This window comes from Haladaptatus sp. DYSN1, assembly GCF_029489995.1.
Taxonomy (GTDB): domain Archaea; phylum Halobacteriota; class Halobacteria; order Halobacteriales; family Halococcaceae; genus QDMS2.
Map to the genome: position 1 here is coordinate 537,196 of NZ_CP120470.1, position 20,697 is coordinate 557,892.

General features: G+C 60.9%; 17 protein-coding genes. 2 read left to right on the forward strand and 15 right to left on the reverse strand.

Annotated features, from left to right (window positions below):
• Positions 1-7: 7 nt before the first annotated feature.
• A complete protein-coding gene (locus tag P0648_RS02845; protein ID WP_276245752.1) occupies positions 8-589 on the reverse strand; it encodes a hypothetical protein in 582 nt (193 codons plus the stop codon).
• Between the two features lie 303 nt (positions 590-892).
• Here P0648_RS02845 and thsB point away from each other — a divergent pair, with 303 nt between their 5' ends.
• Positions 893-2,566 carry a thermosome subunit beta gene (gene thsB / locus P0648_RS02850; protein WP_369685306.1) on the forward strand — a complete coding sequence of 558 codons (1,674 nt, stop codon included), beginning with the start codon at positions 893-895 and terminating at the stop codon, positions 2,564-2,566.
• Positions 2,567-2,629: 63 nt separating this feature from the next.
• Here the strand turns inward: thsB and P0648_RS02855 are convergent, their stop codons facing one another.
• The 5 genes from P0648_RS02855 to P0648_RS02875 are packed head-to-tail and all read right to left on the reverse strand — an operon-like array spanning position 2,630 to position 9,159.
• Positions 2,630-3,520: a hypothetical protein gene (locus tag P0648_RS02855; RefSeq protein WP_276274612.1), complete on the reverse strand. Its 891-nt coding sequence runs from the start codon at positions 3,518-3,520 to the stop codon at positions 2,630-2,632.
• Between the two features lie 23 nt (positions 3,521-3,543).
• Entirely contained in the window at positions 3,544-5,064 is a 1,521-nt protein-coding gene (locus P0648_RS02860) for a hypothetical protein (RefSeq protein ID WP_277505141.1), read from the reverse strand.
• Complete coding sequence (locus P0648_RS02865) at positions 5,064-5,981, reverse strand: hypothetical protein (protein ID WP_276274610.1); 918 nt, start codon at positions 5,979-5,981, stop codon at positions 5,064-5,066. Before P0648_RS02865 ends, P0648_RS02860 begins: the two co-directional genes overlap by 1 nt.
• A complete protein-coding gene (locus P0648_RS02870; RefSeq protein ID WP_277505144.1) occupies positions 5,978-8,212 on the reverse strand; it encodes a hypothetical protein in 2,235 nt (744 codons plus the stop codon). The genes P0648_RS02865 and P0648_RS02870 overlap by 4 nt, the downstream gene beginning before the upstream one ends.
• Before the next feature lie 8 nt (positions 8,213-8,220).
• Entirely contained in the window at positions 8,221-9,159 is a 939-nt protein-coding gene (locus tag P0648_RS02875) for a hypothetical protein (RefSeq protein ID WP_277505145.1), read from the reverse strand.
• A gap of 131 nt (positions 9,160-9,290) precedes the next feature.
• Between P0648_RS02875 and P0648_RS02880 the strand changes: the two genes are divergently transcribed.
• Positions 9,291-10,286, forward strand: coding sequence for an ornithine cyclodeaminase family protein (locus P0648_RS02880; protein WP_276245746.1), 996 nt, complete (start codon positions 9,291-9,293; stop codon positions 10,284-10,286).
• A gap of 6 nt (positions 10,287-10,292) precedes the next feature.
• Here P0648_RS02880 and P0648_RS02885 read toward each other — a convergent pair whose 3' ends face one another.
• The 9 genes from P0648_RS02885 to lipA form a co-directional block, all read right to left on the reverse strand.
• A complete protein-coding gene (locus P0648_RS02885; protein ID WP_276245745.1) occupies positions 10,293-10,595 on the reverse strand; it encodes a hypothetical protein in 303 nt (100 codons plus the stop codon).
• 75 nt (positions 10,596-10,670) lie between these two features.
• Positions 10,671-13,499: a leucine--tRNA ligase gene (leuS, locus tag P0648_RS02890; RefSeq protein WP_277505147.1), complete on the reverse strand. Its 2,829-nt coding sequence runs from the start codon at positions 13,497-13,499 to the stop codon at positions 10,671-10,673.
• Between the two features lie 103 nt (positions 13,500-13,602).
• Entirely contained in the window at positions 13,603-14,028 is a 426-nt protein-coding gene (locus P0648_RS02895; RefSeq protein WP_276245743.1) for an Hsp20/alpha crystallin family protein, read from the reverse strand.
• Between the two features lie 104 nt (positions 14,029-14,132).
• Positions 14,133-14,339, reverse strand: coding sequence for a hypothetical protein (locus tag P0648_RS02900; protein ID WP_276274608.1), 207 nt, complete (start codon positions 14,337-14,339; stop codon positions 14,133-14,135).
• 64 nt (positions 14,340-14,403) lie between these two features.
• Entirely contained in the window at positions 14,404-15,828 is a 1,425-nt protein-coding gene (gene lpdA / locus P0648_RS02905) for a dihydrolipoyl dehydrogenase (protein ID WP_277505148.1), read from the reverse strand.
• On the reverse strand, positions 15,829-17,331 hold the full coding sequence (locus P0648_RS02910) for a 2-oxo acid dehydrogenase subunit E2 (protein WP_277505150.1): 1,503 nt from the start codon (positions 17,329-17,331) through the stop codon (positions 15,829-15,831).
• A gap of 1 nt (position 17,332) precedes the next feature.
• Positions 17,333-18,319, reverse strand: coding sequence for an alpha-ketoacid dehydrogenase subunit beta (locus P0648_RS02915; RefSeq protein ID WP_276245739.1), 987 nt, complete (start codon positions 18,317-18,319; stop codon positions 17,333-17,335).
• A complete protein-coding gene (pdhA, locus tag P0648_RS02920) occupies positions 18,320-19,426 on the reverse strand; it encodes a pyruvate dehydrogenase (acetyl-transferring) E1 component subunit alpha (RefSeq protein WP_277505153.1) in 1,107 nt (368 codons plus the stop codon).
• 262 nt (positions 19,427-19,688) lie between these two features.
• On the reverse strand, positions 19,689-20,627 hold the full coding sequence (gene lipA, locus P0648_RS02925; protein ID WP_277505154.1) for a lipoyl synthase: 939 nt from the start codon (positions 20,625-20,627) through the stop codon (positions 19,689-19,691).
• Positions 20,628-20,697 lie beyond the last annotated feature (70 nt).

Below are 20,697 nucleotides of genomic sequence, written 5' to 3' on the forward strand. Positions count from 1 at the left end.
TTGCCGGTCAGGGTGCAAAAACCGCGTCTGCAGTTGTCGTTCCGATGACGTCCGCGAGGTGAATGCGATAGGTTGGGAGCGAGAACACTCCCCTCGTGGTATCACGGGTTTCGAACGTTCCGGTGCGAACGAACGGGTTCGACGCGGACAGGGTGACGCCAGCGGTCGGGTCTGCGCGTACTGCCGCGAGTTGGGTGGCGTTACCGGCGGCGGAGTAGGAGAGCGCCCATCGCACCGTGCCGACAGACTCGCCGGGGGCGTAGCGAATTGTCGGCTCCTCAGCGAACACTGCAAGCACGGGTGCATCGTGCGTGTCCGCGAGAGTTTCGAGTTCGAGCACCTCGACGCCGCGGTCGCCAAACGCTTCCGTGAGCGCAGCTCTGAGCGAATCTGCCTCGCGCTCACCTTCGACGTAGAGGTAGAGTCGACCATCGAGACCGTTCGTTGCGCCGTTGACGCTCCGCGTGACGAGCTGTTGGTCGGTCTGTGTCTCGCTTACCGTCGCACTGCTCCCCGCAACCACTGCCGCACCGAGAATCGAGAGCACCGCGATGGCCACCGCGACCACCGTCCGCCTGCGATTTTCCATTGGTAGTGGGATGGCGAAGCGAGGAGAAATACCTGTTTCTGAGCCAATAGGTTACATCGTGCGAGCGAGTGCTTCGACTGCCGTTTCGAGGTGGTCGATGGTTTCGAAGACCTGTGGCTAGTAGATTGTATTTAAAGAACGAACGAACAGAACGTCCACGTCGTGTGGGTCTCCGTCACACCCTCTCCAACGAGACTGCTCTTTCTGGTGGTTTCAGGCGTCAGCGGGCGTACTGTGTGGGAAATTGGCCGGAGCGGAAATCAAAGCATTTATGTAGAATCACAATTATAGTCGCTCTTGATTATGAGTCAGCGAATGCAGGGTCAGCCGATGATCATCCTCGGCGAAGATTCACAGCGAATGAAGGACCGCGACGCACAGGCGCACAACATCCGCGCAGCCCGTGCAGTTGCTGATGCCGTACGCTCCACACTCGGCCCGAAAGGGATGGACAAGATGCTCGTCGATTCGATGGGCGACGTCACCATCACGAACGACGGCGTCACCATCCTCAAAGAGATGGACATCAACAACCCGACGGCCGAGATGATTATCGAGGTCGCCGAAACGCAGGAAGACGAGGCAGGCGACGGGACGACCACCGCCGTCGCCGTCACCGGTGAACTCCTCAAGAACGCAGAGGACCTCCTCGAACAGGACATCCACCCGACGGCCATCATCAAGGGCTTCCACCTCGCGAGCCAGCAGGCCCGCAAGGAAATCGACGACATCGCAGAGCGCGTCGACACCGACGACGAAGACCTGCTTCGCAAGGTCGCTGAGACCTCCATGACCGGCAAAGGCGCAGAGCTCAACAAGGACGTCCTCAGCAAGATTATCGTCGACGCCGTCCGCCAGGTCACGGTCGAGAACGACGAAGGCGAGAACGTCGTCGACCTCGACTTCATCAACATCGAAACCCAGACCGGTCGCGCCGCAGGCGAGTCCGAACTCCTCCGCGGTGCCGCCATCGACAAGGACCCAGTCCACGACTCGATGCCGAAAGAAGTCCAGGACGGGAACATCCTCCTGCTCAAGGAAGCCATCGAAATCGAGGAGGCCAACGTCGACACCGAGGTCTCTATCACGGACCCATCTCAGCTTCAGCAGTTCATCGACAACGAGGAAGCCCAGCTGAAAAAGAAGGTCAAACAGATCAAAGACGTCGGCGCTGACGTCGTCTTCTGCCAGAAGGGCATCGACGACCTCGCACAGCACTACCTCGCGAAGGAAGGCATCCTCGCCATCCGCCGCACGAAGAAGTCCGACATCGAGTTCCTGAAAGAGGTCCTCGGCGCGTCCATCGTCTCCGACTTAGACAGCGTCGAGAAATCGGACCTCGGCAAGGGCACCATCCGCCGCGACGAGGCAGACGAACTGTTCTACGTCGAAGGCGAAGGCGAAGCCCACGGTGTCACCCTGCTGCTCCGCGGCTCCACGAAACACGTCGTCGACGAACTCGAACGCGGCATCACCGACGCACTCGACGTCGTCGCACAGACCGTCTCCGACGGCCGCGTCCTCGCCGGCGGCGGCGCAATCGAAGTCGAACTCGCAAGCCGCCTGCGCAAGTACGCTGACTCCGTGAGCGGCCGCGAGCAGCTCGCCGTCGAGGCGTTCGCAGACTCCCTCGAACTCGTGCCACGCGTCCTCGCCGAGAACGCTGGTCTCGACTCCATCGACACGCTCGTCGACCTCCGTGCAGCCCACGAGTCCGGTGAGAAGCGCGCTGGCCTGAACGTCTTCACGAGCGAAATCGAAGACACCTTCGAGGCAGGCATCGTCGAGCCAGCCCACGCGAAGGAGCAGGCAATTTCCAGTGCCACCGAGGCCGCGAACCTCGTCCTCAAAATTGACGACATCATCGCCGCTGGTGACCTCTCCACCAACAAGGGCGGCGACGAGGAAATGCCACCGGGCGGCGGTGGCATGGGTGGCGGCATGGGCGGTATGGGCGGCATGGGCGGCATGATGTAAAAATCGGCTCTCAGCCCATCTCCCACACCTGACCGCTGAACGAATCGCGTTTCGACCGTTTTTCTACGCCGACGCCGCTTCCTGAGTGGAATCGCTGTCAGTTCCGTTGAGTTCGTCAGCCCAGTGGGGTTCGTGAACGCGCCCCTGCCCGACGTGTTTGTACTCGACCGTCGCGCGCTCGGTGTACGATTCCCCGTCTCGCTCTCCAAAGAGTGCGTAGTGGTATGACCAAATTTTCCCCTCACTCGTCACCAGCACTCGGATAGTGACGTTCTCAATCGCGAACCCGTCAGTCTCAGTGAGGTACTGTGGGCTGTCGAAGAAATCGTCTTCTGAAATTTGCTTGCCGGTGAGGACGAAGGCTTGTTCCCCATTTATCGTGACTGAAGCCGGTTCGACGGTCACGTTTCCGTTCGTAGAGAGGAGCAGAGCGAGTTCCTCTTCGGCAATCCCGTCTATCGTTCGCTCTCCCGTTGGATGGACGATTCCGTCGTGTACGACGTCGGTCTCTGTCTGATTCCCCTCTACCTCGTGTTCGTAGATTTTGTCACCGGTCGCCCAGAGCGAATGCGCACGGAGCATGGTCTGTGACTCGTCCCAGTAGGTCGTCCGCTGGAGGTAGAAGGAGGTGTTGTTGGCGATTTCCAGCCTCGTTTCAGTTTTGTCGAATTCAGCTGACTGGGTTCGCTCCCGAATCACCGTTCGAACGACCGTGTATCGTTTTCCGGAAATCCAGTCAGCGTTCGCTTCGCGGAGGGCGACCCCGTTTTCGAGCCCCGCTTCCGTCACGCCCGGCGGATACGAGACGTTGTCAGCGATATCGACGTGCTGTGAACCGGGCGGGTACGAACCATTACCCGGAACCGGTACCGGCGTCGCAGAGATGTCCGCTGTCGGTTCGGATTGGCCGGGAAGGATGCCGCTACAGCCAGCAGTGGTGAGGAGTAGTGCCACCAAAATTGTCGATAGTAGTCGTCTCATGCTGCTGAATCCGGCTCTGTTGTCTGATTCGCCCAGTATGGAGCGTCGACTTGTACTTCGTCGACGCCGTGGACGTAGTACGTCTCGCTCACCCCATCCGACTGGCCGTTTCGGTGGATGGTGTATTCGAGCCTGTATCCACGAATCGCGCCGGACGCTGCAATTGACACACTTGCTGAGACGTTGGAGACGTTGTCGTACCCGGTCCATTCCCGCATTGCCTGTTCATCTCCAACAGCGCGCCCAACGAAGATGTACCGCGGCCCCGGTCCTTCGCCCGGTTCGGCGTTCGTGTCTACGATGACATCCTCGAACTCGATGGCAGAAAGCAGCGTCTCCGCCTCGGCGACGGACAGTTGCCGAACTCGTCTCGCGGCGGCCGGGTCGATTGGATTCCCTGCCTCGTCGGAGGCAACGGTGACGTTCTCCGTGTCGCGCGTCACCCGGCGTTCGATTCGAACGGTGCCGTTCGAGAACGCCTCGAAGTCGACCTGTTCGGTGGAGTTGTTGATGTACACTCTCGTCCGGTATCGGTCGCGATTCGCGCCGAGGGTTCCGTAAAGGTGTACGGACGAAAGGCGCGACCGATAGTCGGAGGCGTTATCGAGCACGTCTTTGGACCATCGAACCGTTATCGATTTGTTCTCGAGTGCGGCGACGCTTCGCTTGCCGAGTGCGGCCTCGCCACCGCTGTTCTCACCGATGAGCCACAGGTCTTGCCCCCACCACGGCGGGAGCGTGACTTCAGTGCCACCGACGTCGGAGTAGGTGAGTTGCTTGTTGAACACGATCTTTCCGTCCGGATGCGCCACGACGTATCGCAGTTGCAGGGCGCGGACGAACCCGTCCTCGGTAATCTTGGCGTTCACGTACACGCTCGTCACGTTCTCGGCGCCAGCCCACTCCTCGAACGCCTGCTCGTCGGCGAGCGTGCGCCCTCTGACCTGATACAACACTTCGCCATTTTCCCAGGTTTGTTGTGGGGCGTCCATTTCGACCGACGAGAACAGGATGCGAAGCAGTTCACCGTACGTCGCTTTCTGGACCTGTGGAGGTGTGCCCTCACCGACGTTCCGGATGGTGAAGTTCGCCTGCTCGCTCAGTTCGTACGTCGAAGACCCGTTCGAGGCGTATTCGACGAGGGTTCTGTTTCGCTCCGCTGCCACACCAATCTGCTGGACCAGATGGAACCGCTCTCGGTCGGCCCCGACGAACGCCCACGACGACGCGACGTGCGCGCTGCGTTCGCCGGGAAGTCGATGATTCTCTTCGACGTGGAGGGTCACCGACTGCCCAGCCAGTGCCGCTTCGTGAGACTGAACCACCCAGTCGGCGTCGAACACGCCCTCCGCTCCGATGCCGGGAACGATTGGCTCGGGCGTAGGCGTCGGTTCGTCCGTCGGCACGTCTACCGGCGTCGCGGAGAACTCCTGTTCGGGTTCGTCGCCCGTGATGCCGCTACACCCCGCCGACACGAGAAGCACGAAAACCGCAACTGTGGCGACGATGCGACGCATCACCGTCCCTCCTCCGTCGCGGTTGCTGTATGACTCTCCGGCCGCTGAGCGTCTGACTCGTTTACCTTGGAGAGCCAATCCGGTTCCTCGATGGTCGTGTTGCCCCAGTCGGAGTACGTCACTGTCTGCTCGAACCGGACGCGCCCTTTCTCGTCGGTGAAGGTGTAGGTGACGTTGTACGACTGAATCGCGCCGGTCTCGGCGACGACGAGCGAGAGACGGCCATCAGAAACTGCTTCGTACCCGCGGTCGTTCGTGAACTGGTCTTCCTTCTCGAAGTCCCGAGCAGTGATTCGATACAGCTCCGTCGGGGAGTCCTGAATCCGTTCGACTGACACGACGTTCATCGTGTGGAGGTAGTTCGTGAGTACGCCCTCCTTGTCCAGATTGACGAACATCATCTTGCGCGGGTCGGTGGGTTCGCCGTCTGGGCCGTACGCGATTCGGTAGGTCGAGTTATCAGACCGCGTCTGATTGACGTAGACACGCTCACCGTCTGCGTACGAGCGGACGGTGTAGTCGTCGTAAATCGTTGCCGACTCAGAGCGGGTGTGGGTCAGAAAGTGACTCCTGTTTTCGAGGTATTGGCCGTGAATGAACCCGTCGTACATGAAACTCGAATTCTCACAACTGAATGCCTCGCCGTCGGAGGCGTTGACTCGCGAGCAGATGCGCGTCGCCGTCGTCTCCTGATGGAACGTCACCGACTGCTTCGCGAGGGCTTCTTTGTGCGCATGGAGGAGGGTGCTCACGCTCTCGACACCATTCTCGGTGACACCCGGCGGGTAGGTAGGGTCCTCGGGCACGTCCATGGGTGTCGCCGAAACGTCTTCCGTCGGTTCGTCGCCCATCAAACCGCTGCAACCGGCCGTCGTGAGGAGCACGGCAACGAGAACCGCTGGAATCACTCGTCTCATGTGGATTTGTTCGTCCGTTCTCTCGCTGTTTCGACCCATTCAGGAAACGGGACCTCGGTCCGTCCGATATTGTGCATTCTCACCTCTCGTGATATACGGTCGGTCGTCCCGTTTTCAGTGGTATCGTAATCGAGTCGGTACTCCCTGACAACGCCATCGCGGACCGTCATCTCCATGGAAAGGGCTGACACATTTTCGTGACCAGTCCACGCTTCGAAGGCTGCTCGGTCGGTTACATTGTGGCCAGACAATCGGTAGTCGACGGTGAGTGTATCTCCGCTCGTCCCACGATTGTGTGCGGAAATCGAGTCCACCTCAATCGTGGAAAGGAGCAGCTCGATATCGTCGCCATCGATACGTTCGACCTGCAGCAAAGCGGCTGGGTCTGCGACGTTCCCTTGCTCGTCACGAACCAGTGTGTACTCGTAGCTATCTCTGTCCACATTGGTTCGTTCGAACCGTGCAGACCCGTTTGCCCACGCGACCACACGATCTCTGGTCGTCCCGTTCGCAGACTGATTGTAGCGCTGGATGTCCACCCGATAGTGCGACCCATTCGCCGCAATTCGTCCTTCGCGTCGAGTGGACGATTCGAACAAGAACTGTCCACTGTCAGTTTGTGACTCTGTCTGACTCGTCGCGTAGATTGTCAGGGACCGGTTTTCGAGCGAAGCCTCGTGACTGTCTACAAGCTCGCGTTGCCCAGTCGCGTTCTTCCCGACCAGCCACGTGCCTTCACCCCACCACGGCGGTTCCGAGACAGTGGTGTTTCCGACATTTCCGAACCAAACGCTCTCCCTGTATCTGTCCCTTTCCCCATCTTCCGCCACGGTGTAGTATAGATACGCATGGCGGACGAGGCCGTTCGATGTGACCTCTGCTCTAAACCGTATCTCCTCTACCGACCCGTTTATCGCCGGCTCGAGGGACGTTTCGTTCCCCTCGATGGTGCCGGACAGGTAGTACACCGGACTTTCGGTCCGGACATTTTCGCCTCTCACTCGAAGCGCAGCTGCTTCCTCTGCAGTGTGCAGGACACGAGAGACGAATTCGCCGTGAGTCAGGTTCGAACGCGCCTGTTCTGGATTGTCAACCTGCTGAACTTGATAGCCTTCGCTCCCGTTGAACGCGTACGTTGCAGACCCATTCGAAGCGATTTCCCGGACGCCGCCTGGAGAGCGCGTTACGAGTCGGAACTGGTCTGCGTTCGGCCCAACGACGACTGACTGGGCCCCCTCTCGACCGCTCGAATAGTGAATCGTGGCCGACTGATTGGCAAGTGCTGATTCGTGGGCGGTTGTCAAGGCAGAACTGTTCGAGATTCCCGACGTGTTCAGTCCCGGTGGCATGTCGACCCCGTTCATCGTCGAAATCCAGTCCGGTTTAACGGGGGACAGGGTATCCGGATACTCGAGGGTTGCAGCGTACTCGTACTGTCGCGGCCCTTCGTCGTGAACAAGGGTGTAGGAGTACTCGGAGGATAGAATCGCACCCGTTTCTGTGACAACCATCGACAGCTGACTCGATTTGATGTCGTTGGCATCGTACCGCTCCAGAATCTCACGGGAGTCTTCGAAGCCACGGGCGGTGATTCGATACCGTTTCTGCGGCGATTCTTGAATCACCGTCACATCGACGACCTCCATCTGTTCGAGAATCTCCGCAACCCGGTCCTGCCGGAGCATTTGTGGGAGCGAGGGTTCGTCTGGGTCTGCAGACGAATCGTACTGGTCGTAGACGACTTGGTAGGACGAGTTGCCATTGTGCGTTTGGTTGATGTACAGTTGCTCGCCCTCACCGTAGGTGCGATAGTGTGAGGTGCGCGCTCTCTCCATGTGCGTCGAATTCGCGAAGGTGTAGCCACGGGCCGAGTGATGACTGTGATTGGCGCTGTACTTCCCTTCGGAGAACCCATCCCTGATAATCGTCGCATTCTCACAGGTGTCTGCGTCGCCGTGGGGTGCGGCCTGCCCCTCGCACAACTGGGTGGTCGTTCGCTCTATGTGAATTACCGCCGCCTGATTCGAAAGGGCATCTCTGTGTCCAGTCATGAGTGCGGTCACATTGGAAACACTCGTTTCATTGACACCGGGCGGCCACGTCGGGTCGCTCGGTACGGCAACCGGCGTCGCGGAGATGTCAGCGGACAGGTCACTACCACCAAGAATTCCGCTACACCCGGCGGTCACCAGAAGGAACGAAACGGCGACGGCGGCTACGAAATGTCTCATTACCGTTCTCAACTCGACGCGGTAGTCGCCTGTCCGTCGGTTGTTCGCTCACTCGTTACGTTCACTTCTGAAACCCAGTCCGGTTCCTCGATGGAGACGTGTTCGCCGAGGTTGAAAAGCTCGTACTCAGTGATAACTCGCGTTGTCTCTCCGAATTCCGGTCTCGTCTTCTCTATCGAGTAGCGATATTCGAGAATCGTCCCGTCGGACCGCACGACCATGTCGATGGTGAGATTCGACGCTGAAACTGACGAGTTTGGGTCTTTTAACCACGAGTCCTCTTTGAGCGAATTCGACTGGAGGCGGAACTGGTCTTCAGTCCCGTCGATGCGGGTTACGTTCCAATCTCCGGCCTGCGAGATTATCGAGAACTCCTCGTTATCGACGAACCCACCAACCGTGAGATTGGAGTCCGCGGGGAGTACGTGACACAGTGTCTTGTTTTCGCCGACCGACCGCCAGAACAGTTTCGTCTGATTCTGATAGGTCGTCCACTGAACTGTTTTGTTGTTCCGAACATTGGTTCGATTCAGGAGAAACATCCCGTTGGTCGTGTTTGCGGTCACGTGTTGAGACCAGTGTTTGACTGAACTCCCGTAGTCATCGCGTTTCACTTCTTTGTGACTAGCAGTCAGTTCGAACGACCCATTTGGGGCAGCGTGCAGATGGGATTTGACCAGTGCCCAACTATCTTCGACGCCCTGTTCAGAGACGCCTGGAGGGTACGATGTGTTGTCTGCTGGTGCGTTGGGGGGTTTCGAAGAGAGGTCGTTCGAAGATTCGGCACCTTCCATTACGGTACACGACATTGCTGCGTGTTCGTCTTCCGGCACGTCGGCGGGCGTCGCAGAGACATCCTGCGTTGGCTCACTGCCTGTCAAACCGGTACACCCGGCGGTGACGACCAGCAGTCCACAGAGGATACTTACGAGGGAGGACCTGTGCATTATATGAGACGATTCGACCCCCCGGAATAGGCTTTTTGGTCAACCTGCGAAGGTGAATCTGGACGTTTCCTGCGTTCTCTGTGGGAAACGCGGAAAGATGGAACTAAGTTCCGGGCGCAAAAATCGCCTCCATGGAAACCTTGCTGCTCAATCGGGAGGCAGTCGACGAGAACACGCAGATGTCGGAACTCATCCAGGCCATCGAGGACGCCTTCGCGGCCTACGAGCGTGGCGACGCGCAGATGCCCGCAAAGTCCTACATCGACCTGCCACAGTACAACGGTGACTTCCGGTCGATGCCGGCCTACATCAAAGCAGACGGCTGGGACGCCGCGGGCATCAAGTGGGTCAACGTCCACCCCGACAACCGCGACAAGTTCGGCCTGCCGACGGTCATGGGCACAATGGTCTACTCGGACCCGGAGAACGCCTTCCCGCTTGCCATCATGGACGGGACGGAACTCACGATGAAGCGCACGGGCGCGGCCGCCGCCGTCGCCACCGACCACCTCGCCGTCGAAGACGCGACCTCCATGGGCCTCGTCGGCGCGGGCGTCCAGTCGTACACGCAACTCGAAGCCATCAGCGAGATTCGCGACATCGAGACGGTCATCATCTCGGACTTAGACGAGGAGGCCGTCGCCGACTTCATCGACGCCTTCGACGACCGCTTCGACGTTCGCGCAGGCTCCATTGAGGAGGCTGCGAAGTGTGACATTCTCTCGACGGTCACGCCCGTCGAATCCCCAATCGTCTCCCGCGAGGCCGTTGGCGAGCACACCCACATCAACGCGATGGGTGCAGACGCAGAGGGCAAACACGAACTCGCAGACGAGATTCTACTCGACTCGAAACTCGTCATCGACGACTACGACCAGACGACCCACTCGGGCGAAATCAACGTCCCGTTCCACGAGGGCGTCCTCACGGACGAGGACATCTACGGCCAGATTGGCGAAATCGTCGTCGGCAAAAAGGAAGGCCGCACTGACGCAGACGGCCTCACCGTCTTCGACTCCACGGGCCTCGCGATTCAGGACGTCGCCGCCGCACACGTCGTCTACGAACACGCAGACGAGAACAACAACGGCTATCCGTTCGACCTCATCGGCACGTCGCTTCGATAACCGCGATTAGCCCGGACGGCCCTGCCGTCTGCGCGCTCGTTCTCTCGCTCGAATCTGGTCGCGGACCTGCAGGTCCACTTCCTCTGTCGAGAGGAGTCGCTCGCGCAGGTAGCCAATCACCCAGACGAGGGCGATAAACGGCGCGAGCGGAATGAGGAGGACCACGAGCAGCCCGAACCAGATGAGGCCGAGCAAGCTCATCTCGTTGTTTCCGTGCATTCCCATCGGTTCGGTCACGGTGCGGTAGACCGATTTGAGGTCGTCTGAAAGGACCGGGGTCTCTTGTTGTGCGGTTTCGCTATCACTCATGCCCTACTAATCGCGCTGTAAAAGAATGAAATCGCGCCTATCGTCTGGATTTCCGGCGTATCTCTGCTTGCCGGCTTATTCTAGGTGAATCGCTGGCCGGAATGGCTCTGCGAGGCGAGCCTTGTCTGCGGGGTCGACGGCGGCTTCGCCCTCGCGGTAGATTTCGATGTTCGCGTCGAACTCCGCGCTGAAGAAGCGGGCGGCGTCCTCGTAGACGTCCGTCTCGTCCAGTTCGGCCATCGCGTCGAGGACGTCGTCGTCGCGCCCGCGGACGACCTCGACGAGGCTCTGGACCAGGTCGTTCACCTGGTTGCCTTTCTCGCGCAGTTCCTCGTTCTGCATGACTGTGCCCATCACCTGTCCGACGTTCGTGCCGGTTTCGACGACGGTGTCGAAGACGGTGTACTTCCAGTCTGCGGCGGTGTAGATGCGAATCGTCTCCGGGCTGGAGTCGGTGACGTTGATGATGTCCTGGATGTCGTCGGTCAGACGCTCGACCAACTGTTCGCGCACTTCCGTCTCCGTGCTCACGAACTCGGCTTCGACCTCGGGCCACGGCGACTCCTCGACCGACTTCCCGGTCAGTTGCTCGTGCAGTTCGTTCGTCGCGAACGGAATGATGGGAGCCAGCAAGCGCAGGCGCGTCTCCAGCACCTTGCGCAGCGTCCACTTCGCGCCCGGCCGGTCTAAGTCGGCGCGGCGGCGATACCAGCGTAGACTCTCTTCGAAGCTGTAGAACGCTGCCTGACTCGCCGTTCGCGTCTCGAAGTTCGAGAGGGCGTCGGTCGTCGTCTGGATGGTGTCCTGCAGTTTCGCCAGCAGCCACGTGTCGATGTGCTTCAGGTCTTTCTCGCCTTCGTCGCCCTCGATGATGTCCTGGGCGCGAGACCAGAAGCGGTCTAACTGGTTGCGGGTGGACTCCACCTGGTCTGCTCGCCAGTCGTAGTCCTGCCACGGTTCGGCTGAGTTCAGCAAGAACAGGCGGACGGTGTCCGCGCCGTACTTCTCGATGGCGTCTGCTGGCAGGACGACGTGCCCCTTCGATGAGGACATCTTGTCGCCTTCGAGCAGGCCCATCCCCATGATGGTGATGCCCTGTGGCTGTTTTGGCGGCTCGAACAGCTCTGCGTGGTGGAACAGGTAGAACGTCAGGTGGTTCGAAATCAGGTCGTTGCCCGAACAGCGGTAGTCCACCGGGTACCAATAGTCCCACTCTTCGCGCAGGTCGAGTGCCGTCTCGTCGTCACCTTCACCCAGCAATAGCGTGTCGAAGAACTCGGGCGTGAGGTCCTCCGTCGGCACGTCATCGATGCGATGGGCGATGGTGTAGTACGCCATGTAGATGGTCGAGTCCGACAGCGGCTCGATGACGAAGTCTTTGTCCCACGGCAGGCGGGTTCCCAGTCCGTAATTGCGGATGCACGGCCACTCGTTCAGCCAATCGACCGTGTGCAGGTACTGCTCGCGGGTGCTCTCCGGAATCGCGTCCAGATTCGCGATGGTCTCCTTGGTCTTTTGCTTCCAGTCTTCGTCGTTGTAGCGCAGGAACCACGTGTCCTGTTTCGCGACTTCGACTTCGCCGCCACAACGACAGATAACCTCCTCTGAGAACTCGTACATCGCGTCGAAGGCCCCACGACTCTGGTAGTCGGCCTTCAGGTCCTCGCGGACGTGTTCGACGATTTCGCCGGCGTACTCACCGTACATGTCGTTCAGCTTCCCGGCGTGGAACTCGCGGTTGTAGACCTCCTTGGTGGCCTTTTCCAGTGCCGGGTCGTCCGGAGACGTGATACCGTGAGCTTCGACGGCGTCCTTCGCCGGGAACTCGCCGTAATCTTCGACGGTCAGGATTGCGCGTGGCTCGATTGCCTGCACTTCCGCGGGGTCGATGCCGAACGCTTCCATGCGTTCTGTGTCGGCTTTCGCCTCCGCTAGCGCCACCCAGTCGTCCGGGCTGTGAGCCGGCACGGACATGACGACGCCCGTCGCGTTGTCCGTGTCCACGAAGTCGGCGGGCAGGATGAGCACGTCCTCGTCGGTCACGGGGTTCGTGACGCGCGTTCCGATCAGGTCCTCGCCCGTCAGCTCTTCGACGACCTCTACGTCGCGCTCCTGTAAGCGCAGCTTCTCGACAGCCTCGGCGGAGACGACCCACTCCTCGCCGTCGACCGTCGCCCGACGGTACTCGCCGTCTGGCTGGACGTAAGCGTTCGTGACGCCGTACACCGTCTCCGGACGCAGCGTCGCCATCGGCAGGACGGTATCGCCCTGCTCGAACTTGACCAGCGTGTACTCCTGGAACTCGGCGTTTTCGCCCTCTAGCAGGTCGTGAGTCGTCACCGGGTTCATCTCGTTCGTACAGAACTTGACCGGGTGCAGGCCCTTCTCCAGCAGGCCGCGCTCGCGCAGCGTCTCGTACTGCCAGGTGATGAACTTCGAGTAGCGCTCGTCGTTCGTCGTGAACTCACGACGCCAGTCGACCGACAGGCCGAGCGCCTTCATGTTCTTCTTGTAGTGCTCTTCGATGAAGTAGCGGGCAAAGCCCATCGGCGTCTCCAAATCTTTCAACGTCTCCTCGGGGACGTTGTAGGTGTCGCGTAGGACGGACAGTTGCTTCTCCTCGCCCTTCTTCAACCGCTCGACGGCACCGATGATGGGCGTGCCCGTGACGTGCCACGCGATGGGGAACAGCACGTTGTCGCCCTGCTGGCGTCGGAACCGGGCGTACACGTCCGGGACGGTGTAGGTCCGGGCGTGTCCGATGTGCATCCCGCCGCTCGGATACGGATACGGCACCGTGATGAACGTCGCCTCCTCTCGGTCGTCAGGGGTGGCTTCGTACAGGCCCGCCTCGGCCCACTGCTCGCGCCACTTCCCCTCGACTGTGCGGGGGTCGTAATCCATGTACTGTGCTTCAGGTGGCGAAGGTAAAAGAACTCCCATACCTGACGCTCGCAGGTGTCTGATAGCCTCGCGGGACCTGGGGGTCCCACGAGCAAAAACCGACTCAGTCGATGTTAATCTGCTTGCCCTTCGACGTGCCTTCCATCTTCGGCAGCGTCACCGAGAGGACGCCGTTCTTGTAGGACGCTTTGGCCTTGTCGCCGTCCACGTCCTCTGGAAGGTGCAGCGAGCGGCGAACCGTGCGGTGGCGTCGCTCTTTGCGAACGTAGTTCGTGTCTTCTTCGTCCATCGATTCCTCGTGTTCGGCTTTGATGGTGACGCGGTCACCGAGCACCGAGAGGTGGATGTCCTCGCGAGTGAAGCCGGGCAGGTCCGCGGTGAGGACGAAGTCCTCGTCGCGCTCCTCTACGTCCACCATGATCTGGGACATGCCCATCATGCCGCGTCGAGGCATGTCCTCGAACTGGCGGCTCATGCGGTCGAACATCTCTTCGAGCTCGTCGAACGGGTTGTATTTTCGCATTGCCATTGGAAACCACTGGGTCTACCCCGAGACCCTCGGGTACAACATACGTCAGACTGGGATTTAACGCTGGTGCGCGTCTGTCGCCATCGCGAACCTTTCGCTCCGCGCTACACTCGCGCCGTCCGCCTCGAAAGGACGGCGTAGACCACCGCCCCCACGACGATGCTGGTGACGACTGCCGCCGGAATACCGACGAACAGCGACGGCCAGACGACCGCTTCGAGCCACGCGGTTACGGCGACGCCGACGACAAATCCGACGAGCACGCCGACGACGATGCTGACGCCCCGTCGCAGCCAGACCGATTCGACCATACTAGACCTGTAGGTCCCCAGTCAGCAAAAATGTCGTCACAGCGTGTAAAAAGCGACCCGAGCGTTACCGGTTCAGCGTGTGGATAGCCTCGCCTTTCGCGTTGGCGGCGGCTTCCATCACGGCTTCTGCGAGCGTCGGGTGGGTGTGAATCGTCGCGGTCAGGTCTTCTATGGTCGCGCCCATCTCGATGGCGAGGGCGAGTTCGGCGATGAGTTCGGAGGCCTCTGGGCCCACGATTTGCGCGCCGAGGATGAAGCCGGACTCCTCGTCTGCGACGACGCGGACGAAGCCGTCGGTGTGTCCCGTCGAGAGGGCACGCCCGCTCGCGGTGAACGGGAACTTGCCGACGGCCACGTCGAAGCCTGCTTCGCTCGCCTCCTCCTGTGTCATGCCGACCGTCCCAATCTCCGGGTCGGTGAACACGGCAGCGGGGATGGCCTGATAGTCGAGTGCCGATGGCTCGCCGGCGATGACTTCGGCGGCGACGTGGCCCTCTTTCGAGGCCTTGTGGGCGAGCATTGGCTCGCCAGCGACGTCGCCGATGGCGTAGATGTGGCCCACGTCGGTGCGACACTGCTCGTCGGTTTCGAGGAAGCCCTTCTCGTTCGGTTCGAGGCCGACGGCTTCGAGGTTGAGCGTGTCGGTGACCGGGGAACGACCGACGGCGACGAGCGTCTTGTCGGCCTTGAATTCGGACTGTTCGCCGTCCTCGTTCTCGGTGACGACGGTCATGCCGTCTGCCTCCTCGCGCCACTCCTTTGCGGCCTCGCCGAAGTGGAACTCGATGCCGAGTGCTTCTGCCTTCTTCTTGACCACGCGAGCGACGTCTGTCTCGTAGCCGGGAAGGGCGTCGTCGAGCATTTCGACGATTGTCACGTCGGTGCCGAGTTTTGCGAATACCGTCGAAAGTTCCATCCCGATGTAGCCCGCGCCGACCACGACGAGTTTCTCCGGAATCTCGTCGAGTGCGAGTGCCTCGCGCGAACTGAGCACGTGTTCGCCGTCGAACTCGAAGCCCGGAATCTGGAAGGGCCGCGAGCCAGTCGCGATGATACAGGAGTCGAATTCGATGGACTCAGAGCCCTGTCCCTCGCCGCCGTGGGCGACGCGGACGGTGTTCTCGCCGGCGAACTCGGCGGTGCCCTGCATCAGGTTCACGCCGTTTGCTTTCATCAGCTTCTCGACGCCGCCGGTGAGCTGGTCGACGACGCCGTCTTTCCAGGCGACCATGCCCTGCATATCGACGACGGGGTCCGCGTGAATGCCCATGTCCTCTGCGTTCGCGGCGTTGTGCGCGACGTCGGTCGCCGAGATGAGCGCCTTCGAGGGGATACAGCCGTAGTTCAGGCAGGTCCCGCCGTAGGCGTTCTTCTCGACCATCGTCACGTCTAAGCCGAGCTGTCCGGCGCGGATGGCGGCGACGTAGCCGCCTGGTCCCGCACCGATTACCAATACGTCCGTTCCAGTTGCGATGTCTCCAACGACCATTTATTCGAGTAGTAGTAGTGCGGGGTTTTCGAGATAGTTCTTCACCGTGTTGGCAAACTGTGCCGCGACTGCCCCGTCGATGATACGGTGGTCGATCGACAGCGAAATCGTCATCACGTGCCGTGGGACGACTTCGCCGTCGACGACGCGTGGCTTTTCCTTGATTGCGCCGAGCCCGAGGATGGCGACTTCGGGAACGTTGATGATGGGCGTCGCGTACTCGCCGCCAATCGCGCCGAAGTTCGTGATGGTGAACGTGCCACCCTGCATGTCGCTGCGCTCGATGGAGCGGTCACGCGCTTTGCCGACGAGTTCGTTCATGTCCGTCGAAATTTGGAGCATCCCCTTCTGGTCTACCCCTTTCACGACTGGCACCATGAGGCCGGCGTCCGTGGCGACGGCGATACCGATGTTGTAGTCCTTCTTGAGGACGATTTCCTCTGCGTCCTCGTCGAGCATGGAGTTCATGTACGGGAACTCCTTTAGCCCGGCGACGACGGCCTTCATCACGAACGGCATGTAGGTGAGTTTCACGCCGCGCTTCTCGGCTTCCTCCTTGAGGTCTGCGCGCGTTTCGACGAGTTCCGTCACGTCGATTTCGTCGTGGTGGGTGACGTGCGGGGCGGTGTACTTCGACTTCTCCATCTGCCGACCGATGGTGCGTCGAATGCCGCGATACGGCACGCGCTCGTCCTCTTTCGAGGTCGTTCCGAGCGCCGCCACGTCGGCCTGTTGTGCTTCCGTCTGCGCCTCGGCGAACTGCTGGACGGCGTCTGCGGTCACGAACGACTGGCCCTCGCGCTGTTCGACCTCGGGCACGGCGTTCAGGTCCACGCCGAGGTCAGCGGCAAGTTTGCGCGTCGCAGGCGCGGCGAGCGTCCGGTCGCGGTCCGCCTTCTGCATCGAGACGGATGCCTGCTGTGTGCCACCCGAGCCTGCCGATTCGGTGGTCTCGGGTGCTGGCGCTGGTTCCTCAGCATCGGATTCTGCGGCTGGCTCCGCGGCGGCTTGTGCGCCGTCGTCGCCACCTTCTGCGGCTGCTCGAACGTCCTGTTCGGTCACGCGGCCGCTCGGGCCGGACCCGGCGACGCTCCCGATGTCCACGCCCAGTTCCCGGGCGAGCCGGCGAGCGCTCGGCGCGGCGAAGATGCGGCCACCCTTGGCCGAGGACTCGCCGTTCGCGGCGGACTTGTCGGCTTCTGGTTCCGCTTCAGCTTCGGCGGCTGGTTCCGCTGCTTCTGTCTCCTCCTCGGCTGGCTCCTCACCCTCTACATTGAACGTGATGATGACGTTGCCAACTGGAACCATCTCGCCTGCCTCGGCGAGAATTTCCTTTACTGTGCCGTTGACCGGCGACGGAATTTCGACGACTGCTTTGTCAGTTTCCGCCTCGGCGACTGGCATATCTTCGGTGACTTCGTCCCCCTCCGAGACGAGCCAGTTTACGATTTCTGCTTCCGTCAGTCCTTCCCCGACGTCGGGGAGTTTGAATTCGTATACCATCTTAGAACTCGTAGGCCTCCTTGATGCCCTCTTTAATACGCGCAACCTGCGGGAGGTAGTAGTTTTCGAGGGCGTAGAGTGGGAACGGCGTGTCGAAGCCGGTGATGCGCTTTACGGGCGCTTCCTGGTAGATGAGGGCTTCCTCCTGAATCGTCGCGGCGATTTCGCCGCCGAGACCGCCCGTGAGCGGGGCCTCGTGGACGACGGCCGCGCGGCCGGTCTTCTTGAACGACTCGATGATGGCATCGTCGTCGAGCGGCGAGAGCGTGCGGAGGTCGATGACTTCCACGTCGATGCCCTCTTCTGAAAGTTCGTCTGCGGCCTTGAGCGTCGGTCGTGTCATCGCACCCCACGTGAACACGGAGACGTCGGTTCCTTCGCGCCGGGTCGCGGCTTCACCGAGTGGGACGGTGTACGTCTCGTCTGGCACTTCCTCGCGGAAGGCGCGGTAGATGAGTTTCGGTTCGAGGAAGATGACCGGGTCTGGGTCGCGAATCGCACTCGCGAGCAGGCCCTTCGTGTCGTACGGCGTCGAGGGGACGACGACCTTCAGGCCTGGTTCGTGGGCGAAGAACGCTTCCTTCGACTCGGAGTGGTGTTCTGGGGCGCGGATGCCGCCGCCGTACGGGGCGCGAACCACCATCGGGCAGGTGTAGCGCCCGCGACTCCGGGTGCGGAGGCGTGCGGCGTGGCTCACGATCTGGTCGAAGGCGGGGTAGATGAACCCCATGAACTGGATTTCCGGAACTGGCTTCATGCCGTAGGCGGCCATGCCGATGGCCGACCCGACGATGCCAGACTCTGCGAGCGGCGTGTCGATGACGCGGTCGTCACCGAACTGGTCCCAGAGGCCCTGCGTGGCGCGGAACACGCCGCCGTTTTTCCCGACGTCTTCGCCCATGACGATGACGTCGTCGTCTCGTTCCATCTCGCCTTTTAGCCCGTCGCGGACCGCCTGTACAAGCGTCAGATTTTGGGTGTCGCTCATTTATTCCTCCAGAAGTTGTTCGTCGCCGTACTGTTCGCGGAGCTGTTCGAACTCCTCCCACTGTCTGCGGACGCGGTCGGGCATCTCCTCGAAGACGTGCGCGAAGATTTCGTCGGGCGACGGTCGTTCGACGGCCTCCGCCGCGGCGATGGCCTCTGCGACGTCGTCCTCGATGGCTTGTTCGATGGATTCGACTTTCTCGTCGTCGAGCAGGCCCTGACTGCGGAGGAACTTCTCTAAGCGCGGAATCGGGTCCTTCTGCTTCCAGCGTTCGACCTCGTCGTCGTCGCGGTAGACGGTCGGGTCGTCCGCCGTCGTGTGCGCCCCGAAGCGATACTGGACGGCCTCGATGAGCGTCGGACGAAGTTCGCCCTGCGGGTCTTTGGCCTTGTCCACGGCGTCTTTGGTGACCTGATAGACCGCGAGCGGGTCCATCCCGTCCACCTGTACGCCCTCGAAGCCGTAGGCGACGGCCTTCTGGGCGATGGTCTTCGCGGCGGTCTGGCGTTCGCGGGGTACGGAGATGGCCCACTGGTTGTTGTTACAGAAGAAGACGTTCGGCGTGTCGAAGACGCCCGCGAAGTTGAGTCCCTCGTGGAAGTCGCCCTCGCTGGTCGCGCCGTCACCGAAGTAGCAGATGAACGCCTTCTTTTCCCCTTTGAGTTTCGAGGCCCACGCCGCACCCGTAGCGTGGAGCACCTGCGTCGCGATTGGGACGGAGGCGGTGAAGATGTTCACGTCGTCTGGCGGGCGGTTGCCCTCCTCGTGGCCCATCCAGTAGAGGAGCGTCTGTTTGAGCGGCAGGCCACGAATGAGGGCGGCCCCGTGTTCGCGGTAGGAGGGGAACATCCAGTCCTCTTCTTCGAGGGCCATGATGCTGCCAATCTGTGCGCCCTCCTGACCGGAGAGCGGGGGATAGGTCCCCATCCGGCCCTGGCGCTGGAGGCTGACCGCCCGCTGGTCGAAGCGACGAGCGAGCATCATGTTCCGATACATGTCCACGAGCGTGTCGTCGTCGAGGTCGGGGACGGTTGCACCTTCTAAGACGTTCCCATCTTCGTCGAGAATCTGTACCTGGTCGCTTGGGTCACGCTGAAGCGTACTCACGGTCGAACCCACCTTCCTGACATGAGCAAAAGGTCATCATCCTCGGTTAAAGTATTTTCGTAAAGCGCTTTGGATAACCCCCATTCTTGCCGCCCATTCCTCGAAATTCGCCCATTTCGAGGGAGAAAAGTGGGACAGTCTAGAGAATATTTGTGGAGTTGATGGACAGTTCTGGTCAGATATAAAATTTCGTGACAAATCGAGCGACGGCGTGGCTAGCTACTGCGTGTCGCGGTCGAAATCGAGGCAGAAAACGAGCGACTCAGGCCGAATTGGATGCAGCCCGCGCTTCCTCGCGGGCCTGGTCTATGGTCTTGCCTTCGCGGAGAATCGCATCGACGAACAGTTCACCGGCCTTGTACGACGAGCGAACCATCGGCCCGCTCGCACAGTAGAGGAAGCCGAGTTCCTTCTCCGCCACCTGTCGCCAGACGTCGAAGCGGTCGGGGTGGACGAACTCGGTCACGTCGAGGTGGCGACGTGACGGCTGGAGGTACTGGCCGAGGGTGACGATGTCCACGTCGGATTCCCGGAGGTCGGAGAGCGTCTGGTACACCTCGTGGTCGTACTCGCCGACGCCGAGCATGATGCTCGTCTTGGTGTAGATGTCGGATTCGTCTGCCACCTGTTCGAGCACCGAAAGGCTCTGGTCGTAGGCCGCCCGCTTGTCACGAACCGGCCACTGGAGGCGCTCGCACGTCTCGATGTTGTGGGCGATGACGTCGGGTTTGGCGTCGATGATTTTCCGAACGAGTTCGGGTTCGCCCTGGAAGTCAGGAATCAGCACTTCCACGAGGATGCCTGGGTCGCGGCGCTTGATTTCGCGGATGGTCTCGGCGAAGTGGCCCGCTCCCTGGTCGGGCAGGTCGTCACGGTCGACGGACGTGAGGACGACGTAATCGAGGCCAATTTCTGCGATGGCCTCGGCGACGTTCGCAGGTTCGTCCTCGTCTAACGGTTCCATCCCGCCGGTCTGTACGTCACAGAAGTTACAGCCCCGTGAACAGCGGTCGCCCATTAGCATGAACGTCGCCGTGCCCGGTCCGTTGCGACCACTCCAGCAGTCGCCCAGGTTCGGGCAACTGGCCTCCTCACACACGGTGTGGAGGTTGTGCTCGCGCAGGGTCTGTTTGATTTTCGTGAACTGCTGGCCGGATGGTGGCCGCATCTTCAGCCAGTCAGGTTTCCGCACGCGACTCATTACCAGATGTCTGGGGATACGGGGACAAAAAGATGGGGTAACCCCGACCCACCGCATCTTCCGGCCATGT